This is a genomic window from Geodermatophilus sp. SYSU D00663 (assembly GCF_054050655.1).
Genome location: NZ_JBJGZT010000021.1, coordinates 51,515 through 71,529 on the forward strand (window position 1 = coordinate 51,515; position 20,015 = coordinate 71,529).

Annotated in this window: 20 protein-coding genes; 5 read left to right on the top strand and 15 right to left on the bottom strand. The window is 75.3% G+C overall.

Translation table 11 applies throughout. The features are described from left to right. Positions 1-3 precede the first annotated feature (3 nt). Both ACI79Z_RS16425 and ACI79Z_RS16430 read right to left on the bottom strand, forming a co-directional pair. Positions 4-810, bottom strand: coding sequence for an ATP-binding cassette domain-containing protein (locus ACI79Z_RS16425; RefSeq protein WP_387990895.1), 807 nt, complete (start codon positions 808-810; stop codon positions 4-6). Positions 811-893: 83 nt separating this feature from the next. Beyond that, positions 894-2,009 (bottom strand): sugar ABC transporter substrate-binding protein, encoded by a 1,116-nt coding sequence (locus tag ACI79Z_RS16430; protein ID WP_387990892.1) that lies wholly within the window; start codon positions 2,007-2,009, stop codon positions 894-896. Positions 2,010-2,251: 242 nt separating this feature from the next. Here ACI79Z_RS16430 and ACI79Z_RS16435 point away from each other — a divergent pair, with 242 nt between their 5' ends. Together ACI79Z_RS16435 and ACI79Z_RS16440 are read left to right on the top strand one after the other, a co-directional pair. Continuing rightward, positions 2,252-3,457: a thiolase family protein gene (locus tag ACI79Z_RS16435; protein WP_456903257.1), complete on the top strand. Its 1,206-nt coding sequence runs from the start codon at positions 2,252-2,254 to the stop codon at positions 3,455-3,457. After that, complete coding sequence (locus ACI79Z_RS16440; protein ID WP_456903258.1) at positions 3,454-5,541, top strand: 3-hydroxyacyl-CoA dehydrogenase NAD-binding domain-containing protein; 2,088 nt, start codon at positions 3,454-3,456, stop codon at positions 5,539-5,541. The genes ACI79Z_RS16435 and ACI79Z_RS16440 overlap by 4 nt, the downstream gene beginning before the upstream one ends. A gap of 79 nt (positions 5,542-5,620) precedes the next feature. On the opposite strand, the gene ACI79Z_RS16445 is transcribed toward ACI79Z_RS16440, so the two are convergent. Together ACI79Z_RS16445 and dxs are read right to left on the bottom strand one after the other, a co-directional pair. Further along, positions 5,621-5,905, bottom strand: coding sequence for a thiamine-binding protein (locus tag ACI79Z_RS16445; RefSeq protein ID WP_387990883.1), 285 nt, complete (start codon positions 5,903-5,905; stop codon positions 5,621-5,623). Between the two features lie 88 nt (positions 5,906-5,993). Then, the gene (gene dxs, locus ACI79Z_RS16450; RefSeq protein ID WP_387990880.1) at positions 5,994-7,913 is read right to left on the bottom strand and encodes a 1-deoxy-D-xylulose-5-phosphate synthase; all 1,920 of its coding nucleotides are present in this window, start codon (positions 7,911-7,913) and stop codon (positions 5,994-5,996) included. 215 nt (positions 7,914-8,128) lie between these two features. Between dxs and ACI79Z_RS16455 the strand changes: the two genes are divergently transcribed. Next, positions 8,129-9,313: an ROK family transcriptional regulator gene (locus tag ACI79Z_RS16455; RefSeq protein ID WP_387990877.1), complete on the top strand. Its 1,185-nt coding sequence runs from the start codon at positions 8,129-8,131 to the stop codon at positions 9,311-9,313. Between the two features lie 46 nt (positions 9,314-9,359). On the opposite strand, the gene ACI79Z_RS16460 is transcribed toward ACI79Z_RS16455, so the two are convergent. The 4 genes from ACI79Z_RS16460 to ACI79Z_RS16475 all read right to left on the bottom strand — a co-directional run bounded on the left by ACI79Z_RS16460 (position 9,360) and on the right by ACI79Z_RS16475 (position 13,861). Beyond that, complete coding sequence (locus tag ACI79Z_RS16460) at positions 9,360-9,728, bottom strand: hypothetical protein (protein ID WP_456903259.1); 369 nt, start codon at positions 9,726-9,728, stop codon at positions 9,360-9,362. A 185-nt stretch (positions 9,729-9,913) separates the two neighbouring features. Continuing rightward, complete coding sequence (locus tag ACI79Z_RS16465; RefSeq protein ID WP_387990871.1) at positions 9,914-10,141, bottom strand: DUF4177 domain-containing protein; 228 nt, start codon at positions 10,139-10,141, stop codon at positions 9,914-9,916. Positions 10,142-10,506: 365 nt separating this feature from the next. Beyond that, entirely contained in the window at positions 10,507-11,823 is a 1,317-nt protein-coding gene (locus ACI79Z_RS16470) for a class I SAM-dependent RNA methyltransferase (protein ID WP_456903260.1), read from the bottom strand. After that, the gene (locus ACI79Z_RS16475) at positions 11,816-13,861 is read right to left on the bottom strand and encodes an APC family permease (protein WP_387990866.1); all 2,046 of its coding nucleotides are present in this window, start codon (positions 13,859-13,861) and stop codon (positions 11,816-11,818) included. Before ACI79Z_RS16475 ends, ACI79Z_RS16470 begins: the two co-directional genes overlap by 8 nt. A gap of 170 nt (positions 13,862-14,031) precedes the next feature. Between ACI79Z_RS16475 and ACI79Z_RS16480 the strand changes: the two genes are divergently transcribed. Together ACI79Z_RS16480 and ACI79Z_RS16485 are read left to right on the top strand one after the other, a co-directional pair. After that, complete coding sequence (locus ACI79Z_RS16480) at positions 14,032-14,697, top strand: potassium channel family protein (protein ID WP_387990863.1); 666 nt, start codon at positions 14,032-14,034, stop codon at positions 14,695-14,697. Beyond that, positions 14,697-15,362, top strand: a complete 666-nt coding sequence (locus tag ACI79Z_RS16485) for a potassium channel family protein (protein WP_387990860.1) — start codon at positions 14,697-14,699, stop codon at positions 15,360-15,362. Before ACI79Z_RS16480 ends, ACI79Z_RS16485 begins: the two co-directional genes overlap by 1 nt. On the opposite strand, the gene ACI79Z_RS16490 is transcribed toward ACI79Z_RS16485, so the two are convergent. The 7 genes from ACI79Z_RS16490 to ACI79Z_RS16520 are packed head-to-tail and all read right to left on the bottom strand — an operon-like array spanning position 15,359 to position 19,888. Then, entirely contained in the window at positions 15,359-16,231 is an 873-nt protein-coding gene (locus ACI79Z_RS16490) for a DUF3159 domain-containing protein (RefSeq protein WP_456903261.1), read from the bottom strand. The two genes, ACI79Z_RS16485 and ACI79Z_RS16490, sit on opposite strands and share 4 nt — an antisense overlap. Then, the gene (locus ACI79Z_RS16495) at positions 16,228-16,605 is read right to left on the bottom strand and encodes an OB-fold nucleic acid binding domain-containing protein (RefSeq protein WP_387990854.1); all 378 of its coding nucleotides are present in this window, start codon (positions 16,603-16,605) and stop codon (positions 16,228-16,230) included. Before ACI79Z_RS16495 ends, ACI79Z_RS16490 begins: the two co-directional genes overlap by 4 nt. Then, positions 16,602-17,396: an alpha/beta hydrolase family protein gene (locus tag ACI79Z_RS16500; RefSeq protein ID WP_456903262.1), complete on the bottom strand. Its 795-nt coding sequence runs from the start codon at positions 17,394-17,396 to the stop codon at positions 16,602-16,604. Before ACI79Z_RS16500 ends, ACI79Z_RS16495 begins: the two co-directional genes overlap by 4 nt. Next, on the bottom strand, positions 17,393-18,112 hold the full coding sequence (locus ACI79Z_RS16505; protein WP_456903263.1) for a DUF3710 domain-containing protein: 720 nt from the start codon (positions 18,110-18,112) through the stop codon (positions 17,393-17,395). The genes ACI79Z_RS16500 and ACI79Z_RS16505 overlap by 4 nt, the downstream gene beginning before the upstream one ends. A 1-nt stretch (position 18,113) precedes the next feature. Next, entirely contained in the window at positions 18,114-18,569 is a 456-nt protein-coding gene (gene dut, locus ACI79Z_RS16510) for a dUTP diphosphatase (protein WP_387990845.1), read from the bottom strand. A 50-nt stretch (positions 18,570-18,619) separates the two neighbouring features. After that, positions 18,620-19,546 carry a hypothetical protein gene (locus ACI79Z_RS16515; RefSeq protein WP_387990842.1) on the bottom strand — a complete coding sequence of 309 codons (927 nt, stop codon included), beginning with the start codon at positions 19,544-19,546 and terminating at the stop codon, positions 18,620-18,622. 39 nt (positions 19,547-19,585) lie between these two features. Further along, positions 19,586-19,888 (bottom strand): DUF4193 domain-containing protein, encoded by a 303-nt coding sequence (locus ACI79Z_RS16520; RefSeq protein WP_204693870.1) that lies wholly within the window; start codon positions 19,886-19,888, stop codon positions 19,586-19,588. Between the last annotated feature and the right edge of the window lie 127 nt (positions 19,889-20,015).

Below are 20,015 nucleotides of genomic sequence, written 5' to 3' on the forward strand. Positions count from 1 at the left end.
GGGTCAGACCTCCACGGCCGCGGCTTCGGCGGGTGCGATGCCCAGGTCGCCCGACCGGCCCGCCGTGATGAGCTCGATCACCTGGGGGCGGTCGACCTGCGAGATCGGCACGTCGGCCGCCATCCGGCCCAGGTACAGGGCCGCGATCCGGTCGGAGACCTCGAAGACGTCGACCATGTTGTGGCTGATGAAGACCACCGCGTGACCGGTGTCGGCCAGCCGCCGGACCAGGTCGAGGACCTGCCTGGTCTGCGCGACGCCCAGGGCCGCGGTCGGCTCGTCGAGGACGACCAGCTTGGACTCCCAGAGCACGGCCTTCGCGATGGCGACCGTCTGCCGCTGACCACCGGAGAGGCTGGAGACGAGCTGGCGTACGGACTTCAGGGTCCGGACGGAGAGCTTGCTGAGGGTGTCCCGGGCGGCCTCCTCCATCGACGTCTCGTCGAGGAGGATGCCGTTCTTGCGCTCGCGGCCCAGGAACATGTTCTGGACGACGTCGAGGTTGTCGGCCAGGGCGAGGTCCTGGTAGACGATCTCGATGCCGAGGGCCGCGGCCTCGCGCGGCCCGCTGACGGTGACCGGCCGTCCCTCGAAGAGGAACTCGCCGGAGTCGATGGCGTGGATGCCGGCGATGGACTTGATGAGCGTGCTCTTGCCCGCCCCGTTGTCGCCGACGAGCGCGGTGACCTGTCCGGGGTAGACCTTCATGTGCACGTCGTGCAGGACCTGGATGGCACCGAAGCTCTTGTTGACGCCGCGGAGTTCCAGGGTGGGGGTGCCGTCCTGGGGACGGTCGGTGGGAGCGGACACACCGGGCCTCTCGGTCGCGCTGGTGGGGCTACGGCAGCAGCCGCCGGGGCGTCCATGATGGGCGCCCCGGCGGCTGGTGACCACTAGGAGATGCCGAGCTCCTGGCACGCGGCGGCGAAGTCGCCGGTGCACAGCTCCTCGGCGGTCACGAACTCGTCGTCCACGACGTCCTTGACGTTGTCGCGGAAGATCGCCTGCGGCGTCAGCAGGACCGACGGGACCTCGCGGCCGCCCTCGGTGTCCTCGACGGTGCCGGTGGTCTCGCCCTCCTCGCCGTTGATCAGCGAGACGGCCAGCTCGGCCAGCGCGTTGGCCTCGTCGCGGACCGACTTGTAGACCGTCATGCACTGGTCGCCGTTGAGGATGTTCTGCAGGCCCTCGACGGTGGCGTCCTGACCGGTCACGTTGGCCTGACCGGCGGCGTTGTTGCGGCCGAGGATCTGGATGACCGAGTTGGCGAGGCCGTCGTTGGCGGCCAGCACACCCTGGATGTTGCCGCCGGCCTGGGTGTACATCTGCTCGAAGATCGTCGCGGCCTGCTGGTTGTCCCACTCCGGCACGGCCTGCTCGGCGACCTGCGTGTACTGGGTCAGCGGGTCGAGGACCTCGTGGGCACCCGATGAGAACAGCGTCGCGTTGTTGTCGTCCGGCGAGCCGTTGAGGAACGCGATGTTGCCCTGGGTGACGCCGTTGGCCTCGAGGCACTGCTGCAGGCCCTGGCCCTGCAGGCGGCCGACCTCGGTGTTGTCGAAGGAGACGTAGTACTCGGCCGACCCACCGAGGGTGAGCCGGTCGTAGTCGATCGTCTGGACGCCCTCGGCGGCGGCCTGCTCCTGGATCTGCGCGCCGGAGGCCGAGTCGAGGTTGACGATCGCGAGGACGGTGGCGCCCTCGGTGATCATCTGCTCGGCGATGGTCGCCTGCCGCTGGGCGTCGCCCTCGGCGTTCTGGATGTCGTACTCGACACCGGCCTCCTCGAAGGCCGCCTCGAGGTAGGGCCGGTCGAAGTTCTCCCACCGCACCGAGGACTCGGTGTCGGGGAGGATCACGCCGACCTTGCCGGCGGCCTCGCCGCCACCGCCGCCGCCGCCGCTGTCGCCGCCGCCGCCGTCGCCGCCGCCGCTGTCGCTGCCGCACGCAGCGAGGCTGAAGACCAGGGCGGCCGCCAGGGCCGTCATCGTGGTGCGCCGTCGCGCCATGGATGGGTCCACCGTTCCGTCGGGAATCTGCAGAAGTGCGGCGGCCAATATGCGCCCCGGGTCACACGGGTCGCAACCCCGGGTCGGTGGCGTTGCCGGACCGTGACCTCCGTCCGGGTGAGGTGTCGGGGGCCCCGGTGCCCCGCGCGGGTCGGGTCGCGCTTGGAGCGGCGGTTACCCACGGGTAACTTCACCTGCGCCGTCCCCGTGCCCGGGCCGGCTCCCCCTGCTGCGGAGGTCCCATGTCCCGCTCGCTGCGTGAGGTCGTCTTCGTCGACGGCGTACGCACCCCCTTCGGCAAGGCCGGCCCGAAGGGCGTCTACGCGGAGACGCGCGCCGACGACCTGGTCGTGCGCGTGATCCGTGAGCTGCTGCGCCGCAACCCGGCGCTGCCGGCCGACCGGGTCGACGAGGTGGCCATCGCCGCCACCACCCAGATCGGCGACCAGGGCCTGACCATCGGCCGCACCGCCGCGCTGCTGGCCGGGCTGCCGAAGTCGGTCCCCGGCTACGCGATCGACCGCATGTGCGCCGGGGCCATGACCGCCGTGACCACCACCGCGAGCGGCATCGCCTTCGGCGCGTACGACGTCGCCATCGCCGGCGGGGTCGAGCACATGGGCCGCCACCCGATGGGCGAGGGCGCCGACCCCAACCCGCGGTTCTTCAGCGAGCAGCTCGTCGACGGCTCGGCGCTGGTCATGGGCTCCACCGCGGAGAACCTGCACGACCGCTTCCCGCACCTGACCAGGGAGCGCGCCGACGCGTTCGCCCTGGCCAGCCAGCAGAAGTACGCCAAGGCCCTCGCCAACGGGCAGATCGGCCCGGAGCTGGTGCCCGTCGCGACCCGCTCGGCCGAGCACGGCTGGGGCCTGGCCACCGCCGACGAGCCGCCGCGGCCGAACACCACCCTCGAGGGCCTGGGCACGCTCAAGACGCCGTTCCGCGCGCACGGGCACGTGACCGCCGGCAACGCCGCGGGCCTCAACGACGGCGCCACCGGCTGCATCCTGGCAGCCGAGGAGGTCGCGCAGGAGCTGGGACTGACCGCCGGCATGCGGCTGGTCGGCTACGGCTTCGTCGGCGTCGAGCCCGAGGTCATGGGTGTCGGCCCGGTCCCCTCGACCGAGCGCGCGCTGGCCCGCACCGGCCTGACCATCGACGACATCGGGCTGTTCGAGCTCAACGAGGCCTTCGCCGTCCAGGTGCTGGCCTTCCTCGACCACTTCGGCATCGCCGACGACGACGAGCGGGTCAACCCGTGGGGCGGCGCGATCGCCGTCGGCCACCCGCTGGCCTCCTCCGGCGTCCGCCTGATGACCCAGCTGTCGCGGCAGTTCGCCGAGCGCCCCGACGTCCGCTACGGCCTGACCGCCATGTGCGTGGGCCTGGGCATGGGCGCCACCGTCATCTGGGAGAACACCGACTGGGAGGGTGCGGCCAAGTGAGCACCGCCGTCTTCGAGAACGAGGTCGTCACCGCCGCCAAGGTGCGGTACGTGCGGGTGCCCGGCCTGGCCGGCGAGATCGCGCTGATCACGCTGGACAACGGGCACGACCACACCCGGCCGTCCACCTTCGGCCCCGGCGGGCTCGCCTCGCTGGACGCCGCCCTCGACAGGATCGCGGCGCACACCCCCGCGCCCGCGGCCATCGCCGTCACGGGCAAGCCGTTCGTGTTCGCCGTGGGCGCCGACCTCTCCGGCGTCCCGGCGGTGACCGACACCGCGGCCGCCCGGGAGATCGCCGAGACCGGCCACCGGGTGTTCCGGCGGCTCAAGGACGCCGGCGTCCCGACGTTCGCGTTCGTCAACGGCGCGGCGCTCGGCGGCGGCCTCGAGCTGGCGCTGCACTGCACCTACCGGACGATCGCGAGTACCGCCGTCGTCGCCTTCCCCGAGGTGTTCCTCGGGCTGGTGCCCGGCTGGGGCGGCACGCAGCTGCTGCCGGACCTGATCGGGATCGACCCGGCGGTCACCGTGATCGTCGAGAACGCGCTGGCGCAGAACAAGGTCACCTCCGGCCCGCGGGCGGCGGAGCTGGGGATCGCCGACGCGCTGTTCGAGCCCGCCGACTTCCTCGAGCGGTCGCTGGAGTGGGCCGTGGCGGTCCTCAACGGCGACGTGACCGTCGCGCGGCCCGCGGTGGACCGGTCGGGCTGGGACGCCGCGATCGAGCGGGCCCGGGCCGTCGTCCGGGCGCGGACCCGCGACGCCTCCCCCGGCGCGCTGCGCGCCGTCGAGCTGCTCGACCTCGCCCGCAACGGCGTCGAGGGCGAGGCGTTCACCGCCGGCACCGCCGCCGAGGACCAGGCGCTCACCGACCTGCTGATGAGCGACGAGCTCCGCGCCTCCCTCTACTCGTTCGACCTGGTCAACAAGCGGGCCAGGCGGCCGGCCGGCGCGCCGGACGAGTCGCTGGCGCGGAAGGTCACCAAGGTCGGCGTCGTGGGTGCCGGGCTCATGGCCTCGCAGCTGGCGCTGCTGTTCGTGCGGCGGCTCCAGGTGCCCGTCGTCCTCACCGACGTCGACCAGGCGCGGGTGGACAAGGGCGTCGGCTACGTCCACGGGGAGCTGGAGAAGCTCGCCGCCCGCGGCCGGCTCTCCCCCGACGAGCTCAACCGGCTCGAGGGCCTGGTCACCGGCGCGCTGGACAAGGCCGTCTTCGCCGACGCCGACCTCGTCATCGAGGCCGTGTTCGAGGAGATGTCGGTCAAGCAGCAGGTGTTCGCCGAGGTGGAGGCCGTCGTCTCCCCCGAGTGCGTGCTGGCGACCAACACCTCGGCGCTGTCGGTGACCGAGATGGCCTCGAAGCTCGAGCACCCCGAGCGGGTCGTCGGGCTGCACTTCTTCAACCCGGTCGCGGTCCTGCCGCTGCTGGAGGTCGTGCGCGCCGAGCAGACCGACGACGCCGCGCTGGCCACCGCCTTCGCCGTCGGCAAGGCGCTGAAGAAGTCCTGCGTGCTGGTCGCCGACGCCCCGGCGTTCGTCGTCAACCGGCTGCTCACCCGCTTCCTCGGCGAGGTCACCTCGGCCGTCGAGCAGGGGACGCCGGTGGCCGTCGCCGACCGGGCGCTGGACCCGCTGGGCCTGCCGATGTCGCCGTTCGAGCTGCTCACGCTGGTCGGCCCGCCGGTGGCGCTGCACGTGGCCGAGCGGATGCACGAGGCCTTCCCCGACCGGTTCGCCGTCGGCGAGGGACTGAGGAAGATGGTCGAGCTGGGCAAGACCAGCGTCTACTCCGAGCCCGGCGTGGTCGACCCCGACCTGGCCGGCATCGACGCGGGCGACTCCCCGCTGACCGAGGACGAGGTCCGCGACCGCGCCGTGCGGGCGCTGGCCCAGGAGATCCGGCTGATGCTCGACGAGGGCGTCGTCCAGGCCGTGCAGGACGTCGACCTGTGCATGGTGCTGGGCGCCGGCTGGCCGTTCTGGCTGGGCGGCATCTCCGCCCACCTCGACCGCACCGGCGTCTCCGAGGCGGTCACCGGCTCGCGGTTCCTGCCGGGGGGCGTGGCCAGCCTCCCGGCCTGATCCCGTGCACCTCCGCGGAGGTGCGCACCGGACGACGACGGCCCGGGTCCCCGCGCGGGGGCCTGGGCCGTTCGCCGTCTCAGCGGAACTTGTGGGTGAGCGACTCGATCGTGCGGTCGACCGAGGCGACCTTCACGTGCGAGATGCCGCTGGTGGCGCCCGCCGCCAGCATCGCCTCGTGCGCGGCCCGCAGGGTCGCCCACACGGCGTCGGCGTCGCCCTCCAGCGTGGTCCCGAGCGCCCCGACCTCGCAGTGCAGGCCGGACGCCTGGATCACCCGGACGGCGGCCTCCACGTACGCGTGCGGGTCGTCGGGCGTCCCGGCCGGGGACGGCGCGACCTGGATCTCCGCGATGACCTGCACGACGGCCTCCGGTCCGACGTCCCCGGCCGGCCCCCGTCCGGAGGCTCGCCCCGAGCCTGCGGAGGGTGAGGGGGACGGGGTCCTCCGACTACTGCTGGGCGCCGTCCACGGGCTCGGCGGCCAGCTGCTGCTCGGCCCGCTCGGTGAGCACCGCGGTCCACTCGGCGATCCGGCGGGCGACGTCCTGCTCGGTCAGGCCGCAGTCGGCGAGCACCTGGCCCCGGCTGCCGTGGTCGAGGAACGCCTGCGGCAGGCCCAGCGCGCGCACCGGCACGTCGTGCTGGCGGTCCTGCAGCGCCTGCGACAGCGTCGTCCCGACGCCGCCGGCCCGGCCGCCGTCCTCCACGGTGACGACCAGCCGGTGCGCGGCGGCCGTCTCGACCAGCTCGTCGGAGACCGGCAGCACCCAGCGCGGGTCGACGACGGTCACCTCGATGCCGTGGTCGGCGGCCCGCTCGGCGGCGGCCAGGCACATCGGCACCATCGCGCCGACGGCGACCAGCAGCACCTCCTCCCGCTCCCCGCGCCGCAGCACGTCGACCGGGCCGCGCCGCTCCAGCGCCGGGATGTCCAGCGGCGGCGGGCCCTTGGGGAAGCGCACCACGCTCGGCGCGTCGGAGATCGCGACCGCCTCGCGCAGCGCCTCGCGCAGGGTCGGCTCGTCGCGCGGCGCGGCCAGGTGCAGCCCCGGCACGACCGAGCAGATCGACATGTCCCACATGCCGTTGTGCGAGGCGCCGTCGGTCCCGGTGACCCCGGCGCGGTCGAGGACGACGGTGACCGGCTGGCGGTGCAGCGCGACGTCCATGAGCAGCTGGTCGAAGGCCCGGTTGAGGAAGGTCGAGTAGACCGCGACGACCGGGTGCAGCCCGCCCATCGCCATGCCGGCCGCGCTGGTGAGCGCGTGCTGCTCGGCGATGCCGACGTCGTAGGTCCGCTCGGGGAAGCGCTCGGCGAAGGCGGCCAGGCCGGTCGGGTGCAGCATCGCCGCGGTGACCGCGACGACGTCGCTCCGCTCGGCGCCGATGCGCACCAGCTCGTCGGAGAACGCCGTCGTCCAGTCGCGGGCGACCGCGGGGCTGGTGCCGCTGTCGGGGTCGAAGACGCCGGTGGCGTGCCAGGCGTCGATCTGGTCGGTCTCGGCCGGCGGGTAGCCGAAGCCCTTCGTGGTGACCGCGTGCACGATCACCGGGCGGCCGAACGACCGCGCCCGGCGCAGCGCGGACTCGAGCACCTCGACGTCGTGGCCGTCGACCGGACCGACGTACTTGAGGCCGAGGTCCTCGAACATGCCCTGCGGCGCCAGGACGTCCTTGACGCCCTTCTTCAGGCCGTGCAGCGCGTCGTAGAGCGCCGAGCCGACGACCGGGGCCTTGTGCAGGGCCTGACGGATGGCCAGCAGCGCCTGCTCGTAGCCCGGCCGCAGCCGCAGGCCCGCCAGCGCGTCGGCGACACCGCCGATGGTCGGCGAGTAGGAGCGGCCGTTGTCGTTGACGACGATGACCACCGGCCGGTCCTGGGCGGCGGCGATGTTGTTCAGCGCCTCCCAGGCCATGCCGCCGGTCAGCGCGCCGTCGCCGACGACCGCGACGACCGGGCGCTTGTCACCGCGGACGGCGAAGGCCTTGGCCAGCCCGTCGGCGTAGGACAGCGCGGTCGAGGCGTGGCTGTTCTCGACCCAGTCGTGCTCGCTCTCGCCGCGGCTCGGGTAGCCCGACAGCCCGCCGCGCTGGCGCAGCCGGTCGAAGCCCTCGACCCGGCCGGTGAGCATCTTGTGCACGTAGGCCTGGTGGCCGGTGTCGAAGACGATCGGCTCGTGCGGGGACTCGAAGACCCGGTGCAGCGCGATGGTGAGCTCGACGGTGCCGAGGTTCGGCCCGAGGTGGCCGCCGGTGCGGGCGACGCTGGTGACGAGTGCGTCACGGATCTCCGCGGCCAGCGCGGGCAGCTGCTCGGGGGGCAGGGCCCGGAGGTCGGCGGGGTCGCGGAGCGAGCGCAGGAGCGACACGGGGCGGCGGTGTCCTCTCTGTCGGCGGCGGGGCACGGCCCTCCGACGGCCGCCGACCCACTGTAGTCGCGCGACGGCGCGCACCTCCTGTCGAACCGGGTCCGAGACGGGACGGTTCCGTCACTCCCGACGCGCCGCATCCCGCTCACCCGACCGATGGGCGCCCCTTCTGTCGGTGATTGACAGAACACGGGCACGCTCGGACGATGCCCGCCATGGACCTCCGCCCGTGGCTGCCCGACGTCACGGGCCCCTCGCGGCGGCTGGTCGAGGCACTGCGGGTGAGCGGCCCCTCGACGCGGGCGCAGCTGGTCGAGCGGACGGGGCTCTCCCGCGCCACGGTCTCCGGCTACGTGGCCGACCTCGTCGACCGCGGGCTGGTGGCGCCCGGCGACGACGCGGGCGCGGTGGAGACCGGCGGCCGGCCCGCGCGGCTGGTGCACCTGACCCGCCGGGCCGGCGTGGTCGTCGGGGTCGACATCGGGCGCACCCACGTCCGGGTCGCGGTGGCCGACCTCTCGCACGAGATCGTCGGCGAGGAGACCACCACGCTGCCGGTCGCCGACCTGGACTCCGACGCGGTCCTCGACACCGTGGCCGGGCAGGTGCGGGCCGAGCTGCGGCGGGCCGGCGCCTGCACCGAGGACGTCGTCGGCGCGGTGGTCGGCCTGCCGACGCCGGTGGTCGGCCGGGCGGCGAGCTCGCGCGGCACCGTGGCGCGGTCGAACATCCTGCCGAGCTGGTCGGGCCGGACGCCGGCGCCGGCGCTGCAGGAGCGGCTCGGCGTCCCGGTCATCGTGGAGAACGACGCGAACCTGGGCGCCGTCGCCGAGGTCCGCTGGGGCGCCGGCCGCGGCTCGTGCGCCACCCTCTACCTGAAGATGGCGACCGGCGTCGGCGGGGCGCTGGTCATCGACGGCGACCTGCTGCGCGGCGTCACCGGCACCGCCGGCGAGATGGGCCACGTGAGCCTGGACCCGACCGGCCCGCTGTGCCGCTGCGGCAACCGCGGCTGCCTGGAGCTGACCGCCGGCGGCACCGCCCTGCTGCGGGCCATCAACACCGCCGCCCCCCACTACACCGACCTGCGGTCGCTGGTGGCCGGCGCCCAGGACGGCGACCAGGCCTGCCGTCGGCTGATCGCCGACGCCGGGGCCTCGGTCGGCTTCGTGCTCGGCGGCCTGGTCAACGTGCTCAACCCCGACCGCATCGTCGTCGGCGGCGAGCTGGGCACCGCCGGCGACCTGCTCGTCGACCCGCTGCGGCGGGCGCTCGAGCAGTCCGCCATCCCCGCCGCGGCCGAGCAGCTGACCGTGGTCCCCGGCTCGCTCGGGGCCCGCGCGGAGGTGCTCGGCGCGCTGGCGGTCGCGCTCCGGGAGGCCGACCGGCTGACCGGCTAGGGCCCCGGGGGCCCGCGGACGACGACCGGGCCCCCGGGTGCCACTACTACAGGCGGGGGACCCAGACCTCGCCGCGCAGCGCCCCGGCGACCACCTCGACGCCGCGCGCCGCCGCGGCCAGCCGCGCGCCCTCCCGCTCGTAGGCGGTGACGGCGGCCTCGATGGCGTCCGGCGGCAGGTGGTCGGCCAGCTCGACGCGGACCGTGCGCCAGCCCGCCCGCGCCGCCTCGAGGCCGGCCGCGACGTGGTCGCCGGCGAACCGGGCGAGCAGCAGCGGATAGCGGCGCAGCACCTCGTGGGCGCGGTAGTCGGGCGGGACGAGGTCGAACAGCCAGGCCACCGCGGTCTGCTCCCAGTCGGGGGCGCGCGGGGGCCGCACCTGCTCCGGCCAGCCCGGAGGCACGCTCGCACCCACGTCCGGCATCCTGCCGCAGGTCGAACACGTGTTCGACGGGAGGCGCGCCGTCGTCACCCGCTCGTGATCACCGACGGACCGGCCCGACCACGGTCGCGTCGATCATCCGGCTGCGTGCCGCCCGTACCGGCGTGTCGGCGCGCGTCGCGTGCATGCAGCCGATGATCGACACGGGCGGAGCGCGATCAGTCCCGCTGTCGCTTCAGCCAGAACTGCTCGAAACCCCAGGTGCCCGCACCGCTCGAGTGGTAGCTGACCAGCTCCCAGCCCTCGCCGCCGAGCCGGTTGAGCACCGAGCTGGTGTCCCCCTGCTGCCGCTCCAGCGAGCCGCCGGGGAGCTTGACGCTCACCCCCGCGCGCTGCGACTCGGTGTCGTTGGCCGTGATGACCGAGGCGTACTCCCAGGTGGTCACGGAGGACACGGTAGCGAGGCGCCGTCCGGCAGCCCCAGCCGCGCCCGGGAACCGGCGCCGTGGCCGGTCGCCGGGTCGGAGGAGAAGACGCTCCCCTGCCCCGGCTGGTCCCACCACCGGGCGGTGGGCACACCGAGCACCCGGCACACCAACGACGTCACCGGCCTTGCGCCCGGCGCTGAGACGACCCGCGCCAGCCGGACCGTCCACGGCAGCGCGATCAGGTGCTGCAGCCGCGCGCGGCGAGCGTCGGACAGCCCCCCTCGGGGACGGCACGGCCGGGTCGACCAGGACCGCGGGATGGGTGACGACGTGGACCTGCACGCCCCGCCGCCCACCGTGCCGGGCCCTCCCCGTGGGGCCGATCAGGAGGCGGTCACCAGCAGGGCGACGCACTCCACGTGCGCGGTCATCGGGAAGGCGTCGAAGGCGCGCAGGGCGGCCAGGCGGTACCCGGCACCGGTGAAGGCGGCGACGTCGCGGCCCAGCGACGCCGGGTCGCAGGCGACGTAGACGACGGCCCGCGCCCCGGTGCCGGCCAGCACGCGGCTCACCGCGGCACCCGCCCCGGCGCGCGGCGGGTCCAGCACCACGACGTCGGGCACGCCGCCGAGCTCCTCGAGCAGCCCCGTGAGCCCCTCGGCGTCCACCTCGCCCTGCCAGACCTCGGCCTGCGGCAGGTCGCCCAGGTTGACCTCCGCGGCGGCGCACGCCTCGGCGTCGGCCTCCACGCACACCACCCGGCCGGACTCCCCCACCCCGGGCGCCAGCGCGCCGCCGAACAGCCCGGCGCCGGCGTACAGGTCGAGCACCGTCTCCCCCGGCCGCACGCCGGCCAGCGCGGACACCGCGCCCACCAGCGCGTCGGCGGCCGCCTCGTGCACCTGCCAGAAACCGGTGCCCTCGACCTCCCAGTCCCGCCCGGCGGCGTGGCGCCCGGCCCGCCCGGCCGGCTCGGCGGGGACGTCGTCGCCGGCCCGGAGCACGCGGGTCGACGTCGGCACGCCGCGGCGGTCCAGCCGCGTGGTGGTCACCGTGCCCGCCGAGTCGACGGCGACGTCCACCGCCCCGGCCCCCGGCCAGCGCCGCGACAGCACCGCCCGCGCGGCCGGCTCGACGGTGATCGGGCAGTCGTCGAGGACGTGCACGTCGTGCGAGCGGTGCCGGCGCAGCCCGGGCACCCCGTCCCGGCCGACGGCGAACCGCGCCCGGGACCGCCAGCGCAGCGGCCCGCCGGGCAGCGCCTCGACGGCGAGGCCGGCCAGCACCGGGTCGGCGGCGTCCAGGCCGCCGAGCCGGGTGAGCTGCTCGCGGACGACGTCGGCCTTGAGCCGCCGCTGCCCCTCCCAGGAGACGTGCTGCCAGTCGCAGCCGCCGCAGCGCCCCGGGCCGCTGTGCGGGCAGGGCCGCTCCACCCGGTCGGCTGCCGCCTCGAGCACCTCGACGGCGTCGGCGCGGCAGTAGCCGGGCTGGCGGTCCTCGGTGACCCGGACGACCACCCGCTCACCGGGCAGCGCGTGCCGGACGAACACCACCCGGCCCTCGTGCCGGGCCACGCAGTGCCCGCCGTGCGCGACCGGGCCGACGGTCACCTCGAACTCCCGGCCGGTCCACCCCGCACCCCGGTCGGGCCGGGGCGGGCGGGCCGGGCGGGCTGCCGGCCGGCGCCGCCGGTCAGCCATAGGGGGTGGCCTCGACCTGGTCGTCGGTGAGGCCGCGGCGCAGGTCGCCGGGCATGGGGCCGGAACGGCGGTCGTCCTCGTCGCCGCGGCCGATGGAGCTCTCCAGCTGCCACGGCACCGTGGTGATCATGACGCCGGGCTGGAACTGCAGCCGGGCGCGCAGCCGCAGCGCGCTCTGGTTGTGCAGCACGTTCTCCCACCAGTGGCCGACGACGTACTGCGGCACGAACACGATGACCAGCTCGCGGGGGCTGTCCCGGCGGATGCCCTTGACGTAGTCGACGACCGGCCGGGTGATCTCCCGGTAGGGCGACTCCAGCACGGTCAGCGGGACCGGGACGTCGTAGCGCTCCCAGTCCGCCTGCAGCGCGCGCGTGTCGCCCGGGTCCACGTTGACCGTCAGCGCGGTCAGCACGTCGGGCCGGGTGGCGCGGGCGAAGGCCAGCGCCCGCAGCGTCGGCTTGTGCACCTTGGACACCAGCACGATCGCGTGCACCTTGCTCGGCAGCATGCGGGCGTCGGTGTCGGGCACCAGCTGCGAGGCCACGTGCGAGTAGTGCCGGTTGATCGCCTTCATCAGCAGGAAGAGCACCGGCATCACGAGGATGACCAGGTAGGCGCCGCGGGTGAACTTCGTGACCACGATGATCACCAGGACGACGGTGGTCAGGCTGCCGCCGATGGTGTTGATGACCTGCGAGCGGCGCATCCGCCGCTTCTCGGCCGCGTCGCCCGACAGCCGGATCTCCCGGTTCCAGTGCCGCACCATGCCCCACTGGCCGATCGTGAAGCTGGTGAAGACCCCGACGATGTACATCTGGATCAGCCGGTTCGGGTCGGCCTCGAAGGCGAGGATCAGCAGCGCCGCGAAGCCGGCCAGCAGCAGGATGCCGTTGCTGTAGACGAGCTTGTCGCCGCGGGTGTGCAGCTGGCGGGGCAGGAACCGGTCCTGTGCGAGCACCGAGCCCAGCAGCGGGAAGCCGTTGAAGGCGGTGTTGGCGGCGAGGATCAGCACCAGAGCGGTGGCCGCCTGGATGTAGAAGAAGCCAACCGAGGTGTCCCCGCCGAAGGTGGCCGCGGCGAGCTGGGCGATGACCGTGCGCTGGGGGTCGGTCTCGCAGTCGCCCGGGAAGCCGACGAGGTCGCAGGTGTTCTCCGCGTACCGGACGTCGCCGAACAGGGCGAGCGCGGTGACGCCGGCGAACATCGTCGCGGCGATCCCGCCCATGAGCGCCAGCGTCGTCGCGGCGTTCTTGGACTTCGGCGGGCGGAACGCGGGGACGCCGTTGGCGATGGCCTCGACGCCGGTCAGCGCGGTGCACCCGGAGGCGAAGGCCCGCAGCGCGAAGAACACCAGCGCGACGCCACCGAGGTCGTCGTAGCCCGCCTCTGGCAGGACCGACCAGCCGGCGCTCTCGGCGATGACCGGGGAGTCGGTGAAGAGGTCGCGGACCAGCCCCGTGACGATCATGACCATGATCCCGGCGACGAACAGGTACGTCGGGACGGCGAACGTCTTGCCCGACTCCCGCACGCCGCGCAGGTTGGTCGCCGCCAGCAGCGCGACCAGCCCGACGGCGATGAGCACGCGGTGCTCGTTGAGCGTGGGGAAGGCCGAGATGATGTTGTCGGTGCCCGCCGACACGGACACGGCCACGGTGAGCACGTAGTCGACCAGCAGCGCGCTGGCGACGGTGAGCCCGGCGAACTGGCCGTGGTTCTTCATCGCGACCTCGTAGTCGCCGCCGCCCGAGGGGTAGGCGTGCACCACCTGGCGGTAGGACAGCACGACGGTCGCCAGCAGCAGCACGACGACGACGGCCAGCCACGGCGCGAGGAACAGGAACGCGGTGCCGGCCAGCGTCAGGACGATCAGGATCTCCTGGGTGGCGTAGGCCACGGAGGAGAGCGGGTCGCTGGCGAAGATCGGCAGGGCCAGGGACTTCGGGAGCAGGGACTCCCCCGCGCGGTCGCTGCGGACCGGCCGGCCGACGACGAGCCGTTTGGGGAGTTGTCCGAGGTCGGACAGCTTGGGCACGGCGGCGATGGTACGGACGCGGGGGCACCCGGTGCCGCTCCGCGCCGGGCGCCCCGCCCGGAGGGGGCACGCGGTCCGGGCGCACCCCCCGGACCGCCCGCGGACGGGTGTAGCTTCGCGCCCTGGACCGCGGGCGGACGGCGCCCGTGCGAGGCATCCGGGAGCGACACGTGCACGTGGTCGTCATGGGCTGCGGCCGTGTCGGCTCGGCCATCGCGCGACGGCTGGAGCAGATCGGCCACAGCGTCGCGGTGATCGACCAGGACCCGGAGGCCTTCCGCCGGCTCGGGCCCGAGTTCACCGGCCGGCAGGTGACCGGCCTGGGCTTCGACCGGCAGGTGCTGCTCGACGCCGGCATCGACTCCGCCGGCGCCTTCGCCGCCGTCAGCAGCGGCGACAACTCGAACATCATCAGCGCGCGCGTGGCGCGGGAGACCTTCGGCGTCCAGCACGTCGTCGCCCGGATCTACGACTCCAAGCGCGCCGAGGTGTTCGAGCGGATGGGCATCCCGAGCGTCGCGACCGTGCCGTGGACGGTGAACCGGCTGCTGCGCGAGCTGCTGTCGGTCAAGGTCAGCGAGATCTGGCGGGAGCCCACCGGCCGGGTGCTGCTGATGCGGGTGACCGTCACCGACGGCTGGGTGGGCCGCAGGCTCTCCGAGCTCGAGGCCGCCTCCGGCGCCCGGGCCGCCTGGCTGGTCCGCTTCGGGGAGGCGCAGCTGCCCACCGCGTCCACCGTGCTGCAGGACGGCGACCAGCTCGTCGTCGCGGCCACCGACGAGATCTCCGACCGCGTGCACCGGACGATCGAGCACCCCGAGGAGGGCAGGGCCTGATGCGCGTGGCCATCGTGGGCGCCGGGGCGGTCGGCCGCTCCATCGCCGGGGAGCTGCTCAACAACGGGCACACCGTGATGCTCATCGAGAAGGACGGCCGCAAGGTCCGCACCCGTGCGGTGCCGGGCGCGGAGTGGGTCCAGGCCGACGCCTGCGAGGTCTCCTCGCTCGAGGAGGCCCAGTTGGCCACCTGCGACGTCGTCGTCGCGGCCACCGGCGACGACAAGGCCAACCTCGTCGTCTCGCTGCTGGCCAAGACCGAGTTCGCGGTCAACCGCGTCGTCGCCCGCGTCAAGGACCCGCGCAACGAGTGGCTCTACACCGAGGCGTGGGGCGTCGACGTCGCCGTCTCCACCCCGCGGGTGCTCGCCGCGCTGGTCGAGGAGGCGGTGACCGTCGGCGACGTCGTCCGGCTGATGAGCTTCCGCAAGGGCGCGGCCAACCTGGTCGAGATCACCCTCGCCGAGAACACCCCGTGGGCCGGCCGGCCGCTGCGCGAGGTGCCGCTGCCGCGCGAGACGGTGCTGACGGCGATGCTGCGCGGTGACCGGGTCATCACGCCCACCCCGGACGAGCCGCTCGAGGTAGGCGACGAGCTGCTGTTCGTCACGCACGCCGACGTCGAGGAGCAGCTGCAGCAGGTCCTGTCGCCGACCGCTCTCTAGGCGCCGCCGGCGTCGGTCTCCACGCGGTGGCGGTGCAGGCGGGCGACGACCCAGAGCGTGAGCGCGAGGGCGGCCGCGGTCACCGGCAGGCCGAGGACGAGCGAGGCGACGCCGAGCAGGTCCTCCTCGTCGGCGAGGTAGAGCGGCGTCTGCACGGCGACGCGCAGCAAGAACGTCACCGCCCAGACGACGGTCAGCCAGCCGTAGGCGCGCACCATCCGGGGGTCGTCGCGCCAGTGCCGCTCGGGCTCGGGGTCGGCCGGGCGCCCGGCCTGCGCGGGCCCGGGCTCCGGCGGGCGCGGGCGCGGCTGGTGGTGCAGCCGGGCGCGGGCGCTGTCGACGCGGCGCCGCAGCCCGGGCAGCGTGTGCGCGGCCATCGACCCCAGGTGGCTCGGCGCGAGCCACTCGGCGACCACGCCGACCAGCGGCCAGCGCAGCGGCACGGAGCCGAGCAGCACCACGCCGATCACGGCGTTGCGGATGATCCCCGGGACGAAGTAGTTGCGCGCCTGCCCCGAGGCGGCGGCGATGGCGACCGCCACCGCGACGCCGAACAGGCCGCTGAACGCCTGCTGCACGCTCTCCCGGCGCACCAGCCGGACCAGCAGGACCAGCACGGCGGCGCCGACGGCGGCCCAGATCCCGGTGCGCAGGTCGCCGATCGAGTTGGCGACGATGAAGGCGAGCGTGGGCAGCGTGGCGTCGACCATGCCGCGCCAGCCGCCGAGCTGCTCCAGCACCATGTGCCGGTCGAAGGTGACGCCCCGGCCCGTGTCCTCGGTCGTGGTGCCGTCCGCGTGCGTGGGCTCCTGGTGCGGTGCTGCTCCCCCCGGATCGCGCCGGCCGTCGTCGTCGGCCGCCGGGATCACCCCGCGCTCAGCTCGTACCAGGGGTTGTAGATGACCTTGCGGCCGTCGAAGTTGGCGAACCGGCCGCGGGCGGTCAGCGTCCGGCCGGGCTCGATGCCCGGGATGCGCCGGCGGCCCAGCCAGACCAGGGTGACCGAGCCGGAGCCGTCGAACAGCTCCGCCTCCAGGGTGGGGACCGTCTCGCGCGGGGTGTAGACGACCGACTTGAGCCGGCCGGTCACGGTCACCACCGCCCCCTTGCGGCAGGCGCTCACCGGCTCGCAACCGGCGCGGTCGGACTCCTCGCGCAGCTCCTGCGCGTCGATGGCGGAGTCGTCGGCGGTCAGCCGCTGCAGCGTGCGTGCGAGCCAGCCGCCGGGACGGGTCTGTGTCACGGTTCCAGGGTAGTGCCGCCCACCCGGCCGGCGGTGCGTTCCCCCAGCCACGCGCGGACCACCGCCCAGGCCTCCCCCGCCGGGTCGATGGGCACCCGGTGACCGCCCGGGACGGTGCGCACGGTCACCCGGTCGCCGGCCGCCGCGGCCGCCGCCGCGTACCGCTGCGACTGCTCGGGCGGCACGACGTCGTCCTCGGTGCCGTGCACGCACAGCACGTCGGCGCCGGTGGGCAGCAGCCCGACCGGGTCGACGGCCGCGTAGCGGCCGGGCACCTCACCCGGCTCGCCGCCGAGGAACTCCTGGACCGCGCCGCGGCCCAGCCGCTGCTCCGCCGCCCGGCCCAGGTCCACGACGCCGGCCTGCAGGACCGCCGCGGTCACCCGCACCCGCGGGGCGGCGCCGGGCGCGCCGGCCGGCAGCCGCGTCCGCCCGGCGGCCCACGCGGCCAGGTGCCCGCCGGCGGAGTGCCCGGCGACGGTGACCGAGCCGAGGTCCAGCCGGCCGGCGTCCGGGAGGTCCGGCAGCGCGTCGAGCGCGGCGGCGACGTCCTCCAGGGTGGCCGGCCACCCGCCGCCGCTGCCGACCCGCCGGTACTCGACGGCGACGGCGGCGTACCCGGCGGCGGCGAGGTCGGCGGCCAGCGGGCGGGCCAGCTCGACGCCGTACGCGGCCCGCCAGAACCCGCCGTGCAGCACGACGACCACGGGCGCCGGGTCCTGCCCGTCGGGCAGGGTCAGCTCGAGGAACTGGTCGGGGTGGGAGCCGTAGGCGACGACCGCGGGGGTCACGCGGTCGGCCGCGGCGGGGCCGCCGGTCGCCCCGGCTGCTGCCCCGCCTGCTGCTGGCGGGCCAGCTGCGCGGCGGCCTGCGGCGGGAGGGTGAGCGGCAGCTGCTCGCGCACCGGCATCGGCGAGGTGCCCCGGACCACGACCACCCGGCGGAAGACGTCCTCGAGCACCGCCGCCGCCTCGGGCGACTCGGCGGCGGGGCCGCTGATCATCCCCCGGAGGAACCAGCGGGGCCCGTCGACCCCGAGGAAGCGCGCCGCCCGGCGCACCGGCTTCGGCGGGGGCCCGCCGGGCTGGGGCGGCGGGGTGACCACGACGGTGCCGGCCAGCTCGGGACCGAAGGGGCCCTCGGTCTCCTGCAGCCGCCCGCCCTGGCCGGAGGCGCTGCGCGCCAGCTCGGCGCGGACGTCGTCCCAGATGCCGGCGGCGCGGGGTGCGGCGAAGGCGGACAGCTGCAGCAGCGAGTCGCCGTAGCGCAGGGTCGCGCCGATCACCTTCTGCTGCTGGTTGAGGTCCACCCGCAGCTCGGTGCCGGGGACGGCGGGCAGCCGCAGCGAGCCCAGGTCGACGCGGGGCGTGCCGTCGTCGGGGGCGTCGGCCTCGTCGTAGGGGCCGGTGGTCTCCTCGACGTCGCGCTCGCGGTGCTGCGGCTCGGGCGGGACGCCGCGCTCGCGCAGGCTGCGGTCGATCCGGTTGCGCCGTCGTCCGAAGGGCATCTCAGGCCTCCTGTCCCGCGCCGGTGGACCCGTGTCCGCCCTCGCCGCGGACGCTCTCCGGCAGCGCCTCGACCGGTACGAAGCGGGCGGTGACGACCGGCTGCACGACCAGCTGCGCGACCCGGTCGCCGGCGCGCAGCGTCAGCGGGGTGGCCGGGTCGAGGTTCACGAGGTTCACCTTGATCTCGCCGCGGTAGCCGGCGTCGATGGTGCCGGGGGCGTTGACCAGGCTCAGGCCGTGCCGGGCGGCGAGGCCCGAGCGCGGGTGCACGAACCCGGCGTAGCCCTCGGGGATGGCCACGGCCACGCCGGTGCCCACGAGCGCGCGCTCGAACGGCGCCAGGTGCACGTCCTCGGTGATGGTGAGGTCGGCGCCCGCGTCGCCGGGCAGCGCGTAGCGCGGGGGTGTCGCCCCCGCCGCGGTCAGCCGGACGGGGACCTCCAGGGGGTCGGCCACGACGGCGACCCTAACCGCGCCGGGGCGGGGTCGGCGGACCGGCCGGGACCTCAGGCCGGGCCGCGGCGCAGGTCGGCGCGGACCCGGCGGGCGAGGGTCTCGGTGGCCTTGAGGTTGCCCCGGCCGCCGAGCGCCGCGCCGACGAACAGCGGCGCGGCCGAGCCGAGGCCGCGGGCCATCCGGCGGGACAGCCGGCGGCGCAGGGCGCGGAACCCGGCGGTGCCGAGGACGACGCCCAGCCCCTCCCGCGCGCCGGTCTCGACGGCGCGCTGCTGGGTCCAGCTGGAGAGGTAGGCGGCGGCGCGCTCGGCCGGTGTGCCGCCGGCCGGCCGGCCCGCGAGCTCGTGCAGCTCGCCGAGGAGGACGACCTCGATGCCGGCGGTGAGCAGCGTCTCGGCGCCGAGCTCGAGCGGCAGCGCCACCAGCGACCCGGGCACGAACCAGTGGGCCGCGGAGAGCCCGCCGGTGGCCGCGCCGACCGCGGCGGTGAGCCGCGCCGAGCGGGTGACGAGGGCGTCGGCGATCTCCTCGTCCGACTTCCCGGGGTAGGCGGCACGCAGCCGGGCGGCGTCGCGGACGGGCAGCCGGGGTGCGGCGGCGGTGAGCAGCTCGCCGAGCACGCCGACCGGGCCGCGGGCCGACTCCTCGTCGTCGGGTCCGCTCCCCTCCGGCGGCTCGGGACGGCGGGCGGCGCCGGCCGCGGCGGCGCCCAGGGCGGTGATGACGTCGCGGAGGACACCGGCGGCCGACCGCCGGGTGTCCGGCTGCCCAGGGGCGGGCGCCTCGTCGGCGCCCCCGCCGAGCAGCCGGGTCACGGCGTCGGCGACCGTGCGGGCCGCCCGCCCCAGGCCGGTGTCCTCGGACAGCCAGGCCGGACCGTCCCCCGACCGGTCCGGCCCCGGCCGGGGCGCGTCCTGCACGGGCCGGGGCGGCGGGACGTCGCGGGGCGCGCCGATGCGCTCCCTCGGGTCGGTCATCGGCTGCTCCCCCCGTGTCCGGTCAAGCGGTGGTGCGGCTCATGCGGCGCAGTCGCGGCAGTACATCTGGTCGCCGCGGGTGGCGGCGAGCCGGCTGCGGTGCTGCACGAGGAAGCAGCGCGAGCAGGTGAACTCGTCCTCCTGCTTCGGCAGCACGCGGACGGTCAGCTCCTCGTTGGACAGGTCCGCGCCGGGCAGCTCGAGGCTCTCGTTGAAGTCGGTCTCGTCGACGTCGACCGAGGCCGACTGGGCCTCCGCCCGACGGGCCTTGAGCTCCTCGAGGGAGTCCTCGCCGAGCTCGTCGGCCTCGTTGCGGCGCGGGGCGTCGTAGTCGGTGGCCATGGGGTGTGCCCCTCCTCCGGGGTAGTTCGCGGACGCGGGGCGTCCGCCTCGTCCGACGGCGGCGGGGTCCGCCGTCGGCCTGGCCGGCCGCCCGGGGGCGGCCGCTGGTCACGGACCGGACCTGCTC

Coding starts and splice junctions, on each gene's coding strand:
- ACI79Z_RS16485 (WP_387990860.1), top strand. CDS start 14,697: ATGCGCGTGGCCATCGTGGGCGCCGGGGCGGTCGGCCGCTCCATCGCC.
- ACI79Z_RS16470 (WP_456903260.1), bottom strand. CDS start 11,823: ATGGCTGACCGGCGGCGCCGGCCGGCAGCCCGCCCGGCCCGCCCGCCC.
- ACI79Z_RS16515 (WP_387990842.1), bottom strand. CDS start 19,546: ATGACCGACCCGAGGGAGCGCATCGGCGCGCCCCGCGACGTCCCGCCG.
- ACI79Z_RS16455 (WP_387990877.1), top strand. CDS start 8,129: ATGGACCTCCGCCCGTGGCTGCCCGACGTCACGGGCCCCTCGCGGCGG.
- ACI79Z_RS16430 (WP_387990892.1), bottom strand. CDS start 2,009: ATGGCGCGACGGCGCACCACGATGACGGCCCTGGCGGCCGCCCTGGTC.
- ACI79Z_RS16435 (WP_456903257.1), top strand. CDS start 2,252: ATGTCCCGCTCGCTGCGTGAGGTCGTCTTCGTCGACGGCGTACGCACC.
- ACI79Z_RS16505 (WP_456903263.1), bottom strand. CDS start 18,112: ATGCCCTTCGGACGACGGCGCAACCGGATCGACCGCAGCCTGCGCGAG.
- ACI79Z_RS16520 (WP_204693870.1), bottom strand. CDS start 19,888: ATGGCCACCGACTACGACGCCCCGCGCCGCAACGAGGCCGACGAGCTC.